Genomic DNA, 11,823 nt, shown 5'->3' on the forward strand with positions numbered 1-11,823 from the left:
TCGGGTTCAAAAAATAAAGACGGATCAGCGGGTGCTCTTGGCGCTGGCTTGGTTTGGCGAGGTGCTTTGGCCCATCGCGCGTTGCGTCATCCAGTGTTTGAGAGGGCCGCTGCGGTCAAAGCCGCTCATGCCCCAGTTGCGCAGGTTTTGCCAGACCGGACCGGGTTGGGCAAACAGACGTTGCAAGCCATCGGTGACCCAGCCCATGGCCTGTACATCGGCTTGGCGTGCGCGTTCGTAGCGGCGCAGCAGCTTGAGGTCGTGCAACGGTCGCCAAAATTCTTTCGCGCGGATCACCCGCACCAGCTCGGCGACATCGGCCAAGCCCACATTCAGGCCTTGGCCTGCCAGCGGGTGGATGGCATGGGCCGCGTCGCCCGCGAGCGCGAAAGACTGCTTGGCCTGGCCCGGCATGGGGCCAATCCAGCGCTCGGCCCGGGCCAGTTGCAGCGGCCACAGCGCACGCTCGGCCGACAACTGCATGCCGCCCAAAGCTTGGCCACAGGCCCGGGCCAGCGCGTCGGCAAAATCTTGGGCACTGAGCGCCATGAGTTCTTGCGCCCGCAGAGGGTGCACCGACCAGACCAGCGCGACTTCGCGCCCGCCTTCGCCCCCCAGGGGCAGCAGGGCCAGCACTTCGGCTTGAGGCTGCGACAGCCCGGGCGCGTGGCTCCAGCCGAACCATTGCCGGGCGATGCCATGGTGCGGGCGCTCGCACAACAGGCGCGCGGCCAAGGCGTGTTGATCGTAGTGCGTGATGTCAAAGCCCACGCCCAGCTCGGCACGCGTGTGGCTGGCACGGCCTTCGCAGACCACTGTGAGCGGTGCAGCCACCGGTGCCTGCACCACCTGAATCTGGGGCTGAAACTGCACGGCCTGGGTCAGCAGCGCTTGCAGCACGGGCACATCCACCATCCAATTGAGCTCACCCACACCCTGCTCGCGGGCTCCAAAGTTGAGTTGGCCGCCATCGTCGCCCCACACTTGCATCTGGTGCACAGGCGTGACGGCGGGGGCCTCAGGCCAGCAGCGCAGGTCTTGCAACAAGGCCATGGCCGCGCCGTTGAGCGAATAAGCGCGCACATCAGGGGTGGTTGTGGGGGAGGGGACGTCGACCAAGGTCACGTTCAGCCGCTCACGGGCCAGCAGCAAAGCCAAAGTGCGGCCCACGATGCCAGCGCCGCGGATGCAAATGTCAGGTGGAAGAGCCATGCCCGCATTGTAAGGAGGCGGCCCATGGCGCTGGGCAGCCGGGGACTTTGGGGCCGGGCCGGTGGCATTGGGCTGAGCCGTTAAAATCGTCGCCTGATTTCCGAACCTTCCCCCGAATCACCGAAAGCCTTCCATGAGCCTCAAATGCGGCATCGTGGGTCTGCCCAATGTGGGCAAATCCACCCTTTTCAACGCCCTGACCAAAGCTGGCATTGCCGCTGAAAACTACCCCTTTTGCACCATCGAGCCCAACACCGGCGTGGTGGAGGTGCCTGATCCGCGCTTGCAGCAGTTGGCCGAGATCATCACGCCCGAGCGCATCGTGCCCGCCATCGTGGAGTTCGTGGACATCGCCGGCTTGGTGGCCGGGGCCAGCACCGGCGAAGGCCTGGGCAACAAGTTTTTGGCCCACATCCGCGAGACCGACGCCATCGTCAACGTGGTGCGTTGCTTTGAAGACGACAACGTGATCCACGTGGCCAACAAGGTGGATCCGATTGCCGACATCGAAGTCATTCAGACCGAGCTGTGCCTGGCCGACCTGGCGGCTGCCGAAAAAGCCATCCACCGGGTGAGCAAAATCGCCCGCTCGGGTGACAAGGACGCCGCCAAGCAATTGGCGATCCTGGAAAAGTGCCAAACGGCCCTGAACGACACGCAGCCGGTGCGCACCATCGACTTCAGCAAGGAAGAACGCGCCGAGCTCAAGCAGTTCTTCTTCATCACCGCCAAGCCAGCCATGTTTGTGGCCAACGTGTCCGAAGACGGTTTCGAGAACAACCCCTTCTTGGACCGCCTCAAGGCCTTTGCCGCCAAGCAAAACGCACCGGTGGTGGCCATTTGCGCCAAGATCGAAGCCGAGCTGTCCGAAATGGACGACGCCGATCGCTTGGAGTTCCTGAAGGAAATCGGTCAGGACGAGCCAGGTCTCAACCGCCTGATCCGCTCGGCCTACACCTTGCTCGGCCTGCAAACCTACTTCACCGCAGGTGTGAAGGAAGTGCGCGCCTGGACCATCCATGTGGGCGACACCGGCCCGCAAGCCGCTGGCGTGATCCACACCGACTTTGAAAAGGGCTACATCCGCGCCCAGACCATTGCGTTTGACGACTACATCGCTTTCCAGGGCGAGCAAGGCGCCAAGGACGCAGGCAAGATGCGCGCAGAAGGCAAGGAATACGTCGTCAAGGACGGCGATGTGATGAACTTCCTGTTCAGCTCCTGATTCGAGGTCTGAGGCCAGCAAAAAACCGCGCCAGGGCGCGGTTTTTTTGTGCCATCCCGTTGACGAGGCTGGTTGAGGGCGGCTCAGTGGCTGGAGGTCAAGAACGTCAGCACCGGAGCCACGCTGCGTGCAGGGTCTTCTTCTTGTGGCACATGGCTCAGCCCCTCGAACACCACGTATTGGCTGGCCGCAATGTCCTGGTGAAAGCGCTGGCCAGAGGGCTCTGTGATGAGCTTGTCTTGCGCCCCCCAAAGGATGAGGGTGGGCTGCCGGATGGTTTTGATGAGCCCGGCAGATTGCGCATCGGTCTCTCGCAGCTTCAGGCGCTGTGTCAGGCTCTCACGGTTGCCTGCGCGCAGCGTCAATTCGACATAGCGGTCCACCAGCTCGGGCGTGACTTTGCCCGGGTCTGCATACACGTTGCGCACACTGGACTCGATCATGCGCCGCGGCAAGAGCTGGCGCATGACGGGTTGGAGCCAGCTGATTTGTGCCAGCCGAAAGCCCAGCGGTACAGACGTCGACTGCAAAGGGTAGCCGCTGGCATCCACCAGCACCAAACGGGTGACGCGCGTGGGGTGCCGCACGGCGGTGTGCCATGCAATGCCACCGCCCAGCGAATTGCCCGCCAGCACCGCTTGGCGCACGCCCAGTTGGTCCAGCAGCGCCACGATGAAGTCGGCGTAGCGTTCCATCCGGTAGTCGCCATCGGGGGCGGGGCCGGTCAGGCCAAAGCCAGGCAAGTCCATGCGGATCACGCGCCGCTGCCCTTTGAGCGCCTGCGTCCACCCGTCCCAGGTGTGCAGGCTGGCCGAGGTGCCGTGGATCAGAACGATGGGTTCGGGGTCGTCCCTGGGGCCCTCGTCGCGCAGGTGCACTGGCATGCCTTGCAAGGTCACAAATTGAGAAGGGGCAGTGGCCCAGCGGGCCTTGAGGCTGTCCACGCTTCGATCGGGCGCCCATGACAGACCGATGCCCGCCAGCAGCATCAAGATCACCGCCAAAACCAACCAAGGCAGCAGACGAAGCGTTCTCATGCCATCACCCCTTGAGGAAAAAACCAGAGCAACACCGTCGTCATGACCAGGTAGCGGGCAAATTTGCCGATCGCCATGTACAGCGCGCAGGGCCAAAAGGGTTGTTTGAGCCAGCCCGCCACGGCGCACAGCGGGTCTCCCACCACGGGCAGCCAGCTCAGCAGGCAGGCTTTGGGCCCCAGCTTTTCGAGCCAAGCCAGCGCCCGCAAGTGGGTGCTGGAGTCCCGCCATTTGTCGACCGCCTGGTGCGCGCCCCAGCCCATCCACCAGCTGACCATGCCGCCCAGCGTATTGCCCACTGTGGCCACCAAAATGGCGGGCCAAAACAGCTCGGGGTTGAGCTTGACCAGACCAAACACGGCAGGCTCAGAGCCCAAGGGCAACAAGGTGGCCGAAATGAAGGAGACCACGAACACAGTGCTCAGGCCGTGTTGCGGCAGGGCCAGCCATTGCAGTAGTTCATTGAGCCAAAGTTCCATGGCCGCCAGTGTAGCGGCCGGCCCATGGCAGGATGGCAAGCAAGCCTCTGAGCAAGGCGATTTATATAACACAGTCAGCTTTCATTTGCTGAAAAATTAAGCAACTACAATCGTGCCTCCTTTTTGAGCAATCCACCTTTCGCACACCCACCTGTCATGCAGATTGGCCCCTATTTGTTGCCGAACAATTTGTTTGTCGCCCCCATGGCGGGGGTGACTGACCGGCCATTTCGCCAGCTGTGCAGGCAGTTCGGGGCGGGCTATGCGGTGAGCGAAATGGTGACCTCGCGCCCCGACTTGTGGGCCTCGCTCAAAACCTCGCGCCGGGCCAACCACGATGGCGAGCCGGGCCCGATCGCGGTGCAGATCGCGGGTACCGAAGCGCAGATGATGGCCGATGCCACGCGCTACAACATCGACCGGGGTGCGCAGATCATCGACATCAACATGGGCTGCCCGGCCAAAAAAGTTTGTAACAAATGGGCCGGCTCTGCCCTGATGCAAGACGAGCCGCTGGCGCTGGCCATCATCAGCGCCGTGGTCGAAGCGGCTTTACCCCATGGCGTGCCTGTGACCCTGAAGATGCGCACCGGCTGGTGCGATGCCGAAAAAAACGCCCTGAGCCTGGCCCGTGCCGCCGAGAGCGCCGGGGTGCAGATGGTCACCGTGCACGGCCGCACCCGCGAGCAGGGTTACAAAGGCTGGGCCGAATACGACACCGTGGCGGCCGTCAAAGCCGCCCTGAAGATCCCGGTGGTGGCCAATGGCGACGTGGATTCGCCCGAAAAGGCGCGCGAGGTGCTGAAAATCACCGGTGCCGACGCCGTGATGATCGGCCGCGCCGCACAAGGCAGCCCCTGGATCTTCCGTGAGATCGGCCATTTTTTGGCCACGGGCGAACACCTGGCGCCGCCCTTGGTGGCCGAAGTTCGCCGCGCCTTGCTGGAGCACCTGCAGGACCACTACGGCCTGTACGGCGAATACACGGGGGTGCGCTCGGCGCGCAAACACATCGGCTGGTATGTGCGCACGCTGCCCGGTGGGGACACCTTTCGCGAACACATGAACACCTTGGAGACTGCAGCCGGGCAACTGGCCGCCGTGGCCGCTTATCTGGACGGCTTGGCCGAGCAGATGGAGCGCCTGCCCCAACGCCAGCCCCTGAGCCCTGAGGCCTGCACCGATTTAGAGACCACGCCATGAGCGAACCCCAATCCATTGAAAACTGCATCCGGGACAACCTGGACATTTACTTTCGCGACCTGGACGGCACCGACCCCGCAGGTCTTTATGACATGCTGGTCAAGCTGGTCGAAAAGCCGCTGCTCGATGTGGTGATGACCCAGTCGGGCCAGAACCAGTCGCGCGCTGCCGAATGGCTGGGCTTGAACCGCAACACCTTGCGCAAGAAACTGCTCGAACACGATTTGTTGAAATGAAACGTGAGCGGCCTGGCCTCGCCAAGCCCTTGCCCATTGCGGCAAACACCTGTCGGCACTTTTTTCCCGGCCCCGCCTTGAACCCTCCAGAATTTTGATGAAAGTCCCCATGAGAGCCCTCATTTCCGTTTCAGACAAAACCGGCATCGTCGAACTGGCGAAAGAACTGCACGCCTTGGGCGTGGGCCTGATCTCCACGGGTGGCACCGCCAAATTGCTGGCCGAGCAAGGGCTGCCCGTGACCGAGGTGGCCGAAGTCACCGGTTTCCCCGAAATGCTGGACGGTCGCGTCAAAACCCTGCACCCCAAAGTGCACGGCGGCTTGTTGGCGCGTCGCGACACGCCCGAGCACATGGCGGCCTTGCAGGCGCATGGCATCGACACGATCGACATGCTCATCGTCAACCTCTACCCGTTTGAAGCCACTGTGGCCAAGCCCGGCTGCACGCTGGCCGATGCGATTGAAAACATCGACATCGGTGGCCCTGCTATGGTGCGCTCTGCGGCCAAGAACTGGAAAGACGTGGGCATCGTCACCGACGCCAACCAATACCCTGCGGTGATCGCCGAGTTGAAGGCCAATGGAAAACTCAGCGATCCACTGCGCTTTGCGCTGTCGGTGGCGGCGTTCAACCGCATCAGCCAATACGACGGTGCGATCAGCAACTACCTCTCCAGCGTGAACTTTGACGCGGACAAGTTGAGCGACAGTGATGTGCCCGAACGCGCCCAATTCAGCGCCCAGTTCAATGAGCAGTATGTCAAGGTGCAAGACCTGCGCTACGGTGAAAACAGCCACCAGCAAGCCGCTTGGTACCGCGACCTGGCCCCGGCAGCGGGTTCGCTCGCGACCGGCGTGCAACTGCAAGGCAAAGAGTTGAGTTACAACAACATTGCCGATGCCGACGCGGCTTGGGAGTGCGTCAAGAGTTTTGAGGGCACGGCTTGCGTCATCGTCAAACACGCTAACCCCTGCGGCGTGGCCGTGGGCGCCACCGCACTCGAGGCCTACAGCAAGGCTTTCCAGACCGACCCGACCAGCGCCTTTGGCGGCATCATCGCCTTCAACCGGCCCGTCGACAAAGCCGCCGCCGAAGCGGTGAGCAAGCAGTTCGTCGAAGTGTTGATGGCCCCCGACTTCAGCGCCGAAGCCCTCGAAGTGTTCAAGAGCAAAGTGAATGTGCGCTTGATGAAAATCGCCTTGCCCGCTCACTATGGCGACGTGCGCAATGCCTTGGAAACCAAACGTGTGGGCTCAGGCCTGTTGCTGCAAAGCGCCGACAACCACGAGTTGGCATTGGCCGACATGAAGATCGTCACCGTGAAACAACCCAGCCCTGAAGAACTGCACGATTTGCTGTTCGCGTGGAAGGTGGCCAAGTTCGTCAAATCCAACGCCATCGTGTTCTGCAAAAACGGCATGACCATGGGGGTGGGGGCTGGCCAGATGAGCCGGCTGGACTCGGCCCGGATTGCCAGCATCAAGGCCGAAGCGGCCAAGCTGAGCCTGCAAGGCACCGTGGTGGCCAGCGACGCGTTCTTCCCCTTCCGCGACGGCCTCGATGTGGTGGTGGATGCAGGCGCCACCTGCGTGGCCCAGCCCGGCGGATCCATGCGCGACCAGGAGGTGATCGACGCCGCCAACGAGCGTGGTGTGGCGATGGTGTTCACCGGTGTGCGACATTTCCGCCATTGATCGGCTTATTTTGAACTTTGACCAACTCGGCCTGACCCCTGCGCTCTTGCGTGCCGTGGGTGACATGGGCTTGTACGCCCCCACCCCCATTCAGGCCGAAGCGATTCCTGCCGCTCTGAACGGGGCCGATGTTTGGGCCACCGCACCCACGGGCTCGGGCAAGACGCTGGCCTTTGCTTTGCCGCTGTTGCAGCATTTTCTGGCTTCGCCGCGCCAGACCAACTTCCGCCGCCCAGTGCGCACGCTGGTGCTGGTGCCCACGCGCGAATTGGCGGTGCAGGTCGGCGATGTGCTGGCCAACCTGGCCTACAAACTGCCGCAGTCCCTCAAGGTGAACACCGTGTTTGGCGGCGTGTCGGTCAACCCGCAAATGATGGCCTTGCGCGGAGGTGCCGATGTGGTGGTGGCCACGCCCGGCCGTTTGCTCGATCTGATCGACCAGAACGCCGTGCGCTTGGCCGACGTGCAGCACCTGGTGCTGGACGAGGCCGACCGCCTGCTCGATCTGGGTTTTGCCGAGGAGTTGCAACGCGTGCTGGCGCTGTTGCCCGCCCAGCGCCAGACGCTGCTGTTTTCGGCCACGTTTGCGCCCGAGGTGCAGGACCTGGCCGCCAGGCTGCTGCGCGATCCCCAGCGCATCACTGTCGAAGCATTTGAGGGCCACCAACCCGACATCACCCAACGCGCCATCCGTGTGGACGAAAAAAGCCGCACGGCCTTGCTGCGCCACCTGATTCAGGAAAACGGCTGGAAGCAAGTGCTGGTGTTTGTGGCCACGCGCTACGCCTGCGAGCATGTCGCAAACAAGCTCTACAAAGCAGGGGTGTTTGCCACCCCTTTTCATGGCGAGATGAGCCAAGGGGCGCGCCAGGATGTGCTGAGCGAATTCAAAGCGGGCCGATGGGATGTGGTGGTGACCACCGATCTGGCTTCACGCGGCATCGACATCGCCATGCTTCCCGTGGTGGTCAATTACGATCTGCCGCGTTCGGCCACCGATTACACCCACCGCATCGGCCGCACGGGCCGAGCGGGTGCGCATGGCGATGCGGTGAGCTTTGTCACGGCCGCCGCGCTGGCGCACTGGCAATTGATTCAAAAACGCGAAAGCCTGGAACTCGCTTTGGAGCAAATGCCAGGATTTGAGCCCACAGAATCTCCGCCACCACCATCTCCTAGCAATGGGGGCATCAAGGGTTCTCGGCCGAGCAAGAAAGACAAATTGCGGGCCGCAGCGGCTGCGGCGAATTTGTCAAAGTAAAGCCCGACGCCCGCCGCGGTGGGGCACTGTTCCCCAAGATGTCGTGTCACGCCTTGCCAAACGGCTGGGGGAGCAGGCGCTGCTTTCCCCGGCCCCCGTCAGCACGGCTCAGGTCTGTTGCAGATCGTCAAAGGGGTCTGCGCCACCGTCTTCTTGAACGGGCGTCTTGAGCACGCGCACGCCGTGCTTGCTCAAGATCTCCACATACACCGATGGGGCACCTGCTTTGGCCGCAGCGTCCACGGCTTCGATCACGCCGCTCACGCGCACCACTTCAGCGCTGTCAGCGCTCAAGCCCACCTTGCAGTCAAAGTCCCAAAAGTCCACACCCTTGGGCACGTCGCGGTTGCGTTCGCGTTTGAAGTATTTGCGGATGTCATGCTTGACAGCTTCGAGCACGCGATCGGGGTGCTTGCCTTCGGCTTGCAGGGGAAAGTTCTTTTTCATGGAGGTTCTCGTTGGCAGGGCAATCGCCCGGTCCGGACGTGAATGCAGAGGCCGGATTATCGCTGGTTTGTGGGGCCAGCCCGGGGCTGGCGCACGGGCAGGTGGGGGCGCTTTCTTGCATGTTGGGATGCGTTCACGCAAAAAGCAGACCTGTGCACCCGTTTCACGCAGCGGCCCGGGTGGGATCTGTGGTGTCGGGCTTCTGGTAGCATGCTAACGATAACCATCAGGAGTCAAACCATGGACATTGCACTGGTCGGCGGGGGAATTGGCGGCTTGACAGCCGCGGCTTGTTTGTTGCGCGATGGGCACCGTGTGCGCATCTATGAACAGGCCCGTCATGTGGGTGAAATCGGTGCTGCGGTTCAAATGAGCGCCAATGCGGTCAAGGTGCTCTACCACCTGGGTCTCCAAGAGCGCCTGGAAGCCCAAGCCGTCAAACCCACCGCGTTTGAGTTTCGGCGCTTTGACTCGGGCGAGTTGCTACACGAGATCAAGCTGGGCGAAGACCATGCAAAGCGCCATGGTCACCCTTATTACCAAATCCACCGGGTTGACCTGCATGCTGCCTTGCTGGAAGTGGTCGAGCAACTCGATCCGCAGGCTTTGCAGTTGGGCTACAGGGCGATCGAGGTGCAAGAAGACGAGCACAGCGCCTCCATCGTGTTCGAAGACGGACGCCAGGTCAGGGCCAGTTTGGTGATCGGCTCGGATGGCATCAAGTCGGTGGTGCGCAAGCATGTGGTCGATGCCGATCCTCCGGTGTTCACCGGGCAGGTGGCTTGGCGACTGGCCATTCCCATCGAACGCATTGCACCCGAGCTGCGACCCCCATTGGTTTCGTCCATCTGGTGCGGCCCCAACAACCACGCGGTGATGTATTACATGCGTGCAGGCCAGGTGCTGAACTTTGTGGGTTGCGTGGAACGCCCTTGGGAAGAAGAGTCCTGGACTTCACGCCAGCCTTGGGAGGAACTGGACCAAGATTACGCCGGTTGGCATCCGATTGTGCGTGCGGCCATCGACAACGTGGACCGCGACCAATGTTTCCGTTGGGCGCTGAACAACCGCAAGCCGGTGATGAATTGGTGCACGGACCGCGTGGCGTTGCTGGGTGATGCGGTTCATCCGACCTTGCCCTACATGGCGCAGGGCGCTGCCATGGCGATCGAAGATGCGGCGGTGCTGAGCCGGGCCTTGGCACTGGACATGCCCATGGCCCAAGCGCTGCAGGTCTTCCAAAACCACCGTGCGCCCCGTGCAGCGCGGGTGGTGCGAGAGTCCACAGAGATGGGGGACCTGTACCACATTGCCGATGCGCAGCAAATGAAGCAGGCTTTCAAAGACCGCAACATTGCGGCTTCACGCAACAACTGGTTGTACCCCTACGACCCGCTGAATGTGGATCTGATGAGCCAGGCAGGCTGAAAGGGCTGGGCTGCCTCACCCCCGCGCCATTCGGCAGCCGACTCAGTCGGCCTTGATGCCTTGGTCTTTGATGAGGCGCACCCAGCGCTCGGCATCGCGTTCGACCAATTGGGCAAAGGCTTGCGGCGTGCTGCCACTCGGGTCCATGCCTTGCGAGACAAACGCTTTTTGGACGTCTTCGCCGCTGAGCAGTTGGTTGATCTCGCGGTTGTAGAGGTTCACGGTATCGGCCGGCGTGCCTTTGGGGGCAAAGATGCCGTACCACATGTCCACGTTCACATGGCCTGCTTTGGCCTCGGCCAGGGTGGGTAAATCGGGCAACAGGGCGTGACGCTTGTCGCTGCCGATGCCCAAGGCCACCAGCCGGCCGGATCGGATGTGCGGCAAGGCCACGTGGATGGGCAGGAACATCGCGTCCACCTGGCCGCCGAGCAAGTCGGTGACCGCCGGGCCGGTACCCCTGTAGGGAATGTGGGTCAGAAACACCCGTGCCGTGTTCTTGAACAGTTCCATCGACAAATGGTGCGGCGTGCCCACACCGGGCGATGCGTAGTTGATGCGGCCTGGTTGTTGGCGTGCAGCTTGCACCAGTTCGCCAGCGGTTTTGTAACTGGTTTTAGGGTGGGTCACCAGCAGCAATTGGCCCCAGCTGGTTTGCGAAACGGCCGTCAGGTCTTTCACGGCGTCAAAACTCAGTCCTGGGTAAAGAGCCCGGTTCATGACCAAGGTGTTGACGCTCACCAACAGGGTGGAGCCGTCCGGGGCAGAGCGCACCACCGCTTCGGTGCCGATGTTGCCCGATGCACCCACGCGGTTCTCGACCACAACGGGCCGGCTCAGGCGCTGCGACAGTTTGGGCCCCAGGGTGCGGGCGATCAGGTCAATGCCAGTGCCGGGGGTGAAAGGCACGATCAGTTTCAGAGGGACTGCGCTGCCAGCGCTTTGGGCCAGGGCCCAAGGGGAGGCGCCCCACATGCAAAGTCGTGCGCCCAAGAGGGCAGAGACGTTTCGGCGTGACGGGTTCATGGGCGGGCTCTCCTTGCGTTAGTATGCCAACGATTATTGTCGAATTGGGCTTTGACGCTCATCCATAGAATCCCTGACACATGGCCACAGAAGATCTTTATCAGCGTCCGGGCTTTTTGCTGCGCAGAGCGCATCAGATATCGGCCGCCATTTTTGAAAGAGCTTGTTCTGAGTTGGCTTTGACGCCTGCCCAGTACGGTGTGTTGCGTGTGATGCAAGATCACCCGGGCATTGACCAATCCAGTCTGGCGAGGGCCTTGGCTTTTGACAAAGTCACGGTGCTCAGGGTGATCAAAGGCCTGCAGGAGCGTGGATTGTGTCAGCGCGCTTTGTCGGCCGACAACCGCAGGCAGATGGCCGTGAGACTGACCCCCCAAGGCACCGAGTTGTTGCGCCAAGCGCGGCTGCCGGTGCAAAAAGCCTATGAAACCCTGTTGAGCCCCTTCGATGAGGCCCAGCGCCAACAGTTCATGGGCCTGTTGTCTTTGCTCAACGCCCAACTCGATGGGGAAGCGCGCGCCAGCTTTGTGCCGATGGGGTCCGGATCCATGGGCGCCTAAGGGGCACAAAGGC

12 protein-coding genes are annotated in these 11,823 nt (G+C 62.2%); 7 read left to right on the plus strand and 5 right to left on the minus strand.

The features are described from left to right. Window positions 1–24: 24 nt before the first annotated feature. Entirely contained in the window at window positions 25–1,212 is a 1,188-nt protein-coding gene (locus LHAB_RS07170; protein WP_090045025.1) for an FAD-dependent monooxygenase, read from the minus strand. A gap of 133 nt (window positions 1,213–1,345) precedes the next feature. On the opposite strand from LHAB_RS07170, the gene ychF reads away from it, so the two are divergent. Beyond that, complete coding sequence (gene ychF / locus LHAB_RS07175) at window positions 1,346–2,437, plus strand: redox-regulated ATPase YchF (protein ID WP_090045026.1); 1,092 nt, start codon at window positions 1,346–1,348, stop codon at window positions 2,435–2,437. A gap of 83 nt (window positions 2,438–2,520) precedes the next feature. Here ychF and LHAB_RS07180 read toward each other — a convergent pair whose 3' ends face one another. Then, on the minus strand, window positions 2,521–3,474 hold the full coding sequence (locus tag LHAB_RS07180) for an alpha/beta fold hydrolase (protein ID WP_090045028.1): 954 nt from the start codon (window positions 3,472–3,474) through the stop codon (window positions 2,521–2,523). Then, window positions 3,471–3,953, minus strand: a complete 483-nt coding sequence (locus LHAB_RS07185; protein WP_090045030.1) for a YqaA family protein — start codon at window positions 3,951–3,953, stop codon at window positions 3,471–3,473. Before LHAB_RS07185 ends, LHAB_RS07180 begins: the two co-directional genes overlap by 4 nt. A 156-nt stretch (window positions 3,954–4,109) precedes the next feature. Here LHAB_RS07185 and dusB point away from each other — a divergent pair, with 156 nt between their 5' ends. The 4 genes from dusB (at window position 4,110) to LHAB_RS07205 (ending at window position 8,349) form a co-directional block, all read left to right on the plus strand. Next, window positions 4,110–5,156 (plus strand): tRNA dihydrouridine synthase DusB, encoded by a 1,047-nt coding sequence (dusB, locus tag LHAB_RS07190; protein ID WP_090045031.1) that lies wholly within the window; start codon window positions 4,110–4,112, stop codon window positions 5,154–5,156. Next, a complete protein-coding gene (locus tag LHAB_RS07195; RefSeq protein ID WP_090045033.1) occupies window positions 5,153–5,392 on the plus strand; it encodes a Fis family transcriptional regulator in 240 nt (79 codons plus the stop codon). The genes dusB and LHAB_RS07195 overlap by 4 nt, the downstream gene beginning before the upstream one ends. A gap of 109 nt (window positions 5,393–5,501) precedes the next feature. After that, entirely contained in the window at window positions 5,502–7,088 is a 1,587-nt protein-coding gene (gene purH / locus LHAB_RS07200) for a bifunctional phosphoribosylaminoimidazolecarboxamide formyltransferase/IMP cyclohydrolase (protein WP_090047772.1), read from the plus strand. 10 nt (window positions 7,089–7,098) lie between these two features. After that, entirely contained in the window at window positions 7,099–8,349 is a 1,251-nt protein-coding gene (locus LHAB_RS07205; RefSeq protein ID WP_090045034.1) for a DEAD/DEAH box helicase, read from the plus strand. Between the two features lie 108 nt (window positions 8,350–8,457). On the opposite strand, the gene LHAB_RS07210 is transcribed toward LHAB_RS07205, so the two are convergent. Beyond that, window positions 8,458–8,796, minus strand: a complete 339-nt coding sequence (locus tag LHAB_RS07210) for a DUF6172 family protein (RefSeq protein WP_090045036.1) — start codon at window positions 8,794–8,796, stop codon at window positions 8,458–8,460. Between the two features lie 240 nt (window positions 8,797–9,036). On the opposite strand from LHAB_RS07210, the gene LHAB_RS07215 reads away from it, so the two are divergent. Continuing rightward, complete coding sequence (locus LHAB_RS07215) at window positions 9,037–10,224, plus strand: FAD-dependent monooxygenase (RefSeq protein ID WP_194943118.1); 1,188 nt, start codon at window positions 9,037–9,039, stop codon at window positions 10,222–10,224. 42 nt (window positions 10,225–10,266) lie between these two features. Here the strand turns inward: LHAB_RS07215 and LHAB_RS07220 are convergent, their stop codons facing one another. Further along, the gene (locus LHAB_RS07220; RefSeq protein ID WP_090045039.1) at window positions 10,267–11,199 is read right to left on the minus strand and encodes a tripartite tricarboxylate transporter substrate binding protein; all 933 of its coding nucleotides are present in this window, start codon (window positions 11,197–11,199) and stop codon (window positions 10,267–10,269) included. 131 nt (window positions 11,200–11,330) lie between these two features. Here LHAB_RS07220 and LHAB_RS07225 point away from each other — a divergent pair, with 131 nt between their 5' ends. Continuing rightward, window positions 11,331–11,810, plus strand: coding sequence for a MarR family winged helix-turn-helix transcriptional regulator (locus LHAB_RS07225; RefSeq protein ID WP_090045040.1), 480 nt, complete (start codon window positions 11,331–11,333; stop codon window positions 11,808–11,810). The last annotated feature ends 13 nt before the right edge of the window (window positions 11,811–11,823 follow it).

The sequence above is a fragment of the Limnohabitans sp. 2KL-27 genome, assembly GCF_001269345.1.
In the GTDB taxonomy this organism is placed as follows: domain Bacteria; phylum Pseudomonadota; class Gammaproteobacteria; order Burkholderiales; family Burkholderiaceae_C; genus Limnohabitans_A.

Bases quoted from the DNA above. Each gene is read 5' to 3' on its own strand.
- LHAB_RS07170 (WP_090045025.1), bottom strand. From the start codon at position 1,212: ATGGCTCTTCCACCTGACATTTGCATCCGCGGCGCTGGCATCGTGGGC.
- ychF (WP_090045026.1), top strand. From the start codon at position 1,346: ATGAGCCTCAAATGCGGCATCGTGGGTCTGCCCAATGTGGGCAAATCC.
- LHAB_RS07180 (WP_090045028.1), bottom strand. From the start codon at position 3,474: ATGAGAACGCTTCGTCTGCTGCCTTGGTTGGTTTTGGCGGTGATCTTG.
- LHAB_RS07185 (WP_090045030.1), bottom strand. From the start codon at position 3,953: ATGGAACTTTGGCTCAATGAACTACTGCAATGGCTGGCCCTGCCGCAA.
- dusB (WP_090045031.1), top strand. From the start codon at position 4,110: ATGCAGATTGGCCCCTATTTGTTGCCGAACAATTTGTTTGTCGCCCCC.
- LHAB_RS07195 (WP_090045033.1), top strand. From the start codon at position 5,153: ATGAGCGAACCCCAATCCATTGAAAACTGCATCCGGGACAACCTGGAC.
- purH (WP_090047772.1), top strand. From the start codon at position 5,502: ATGAGAGCCCTCATTTCCGTTTCAGACAAAACCGGCATCGTCGAACTG.
- LHAB_RS07210 (WP_090045036.1), bottom strand. From the start codon at position 8,796: ATGAAAAAGAACTTTCCCCTGCAAGCCGAAGGCAAGCACCCCGATCGC.
- LHAB_RS07215 (WP_194943118.1), top strand. From the start codon at position 9,037: ATGGACATTGCACTGGTCGGCGGGGGAATTGGCGGCTTGACAGCCGCG.
- LHAB_RS07220 (WP_090045039.1), bottom strand. From the start codon at position 11,199: ATGTGGGGCGCCTCCCCTTGGGCCCTGGCCCAAAGCGCTGGCAGCGCA.
- LHAB_RS07225 (WP_090045040.1), top strand. From the start codon at position 11,331: ATGGCCACAGAAGATCTTTATCAGCGTCCGGGCTTTTTGCTGCGCAGA.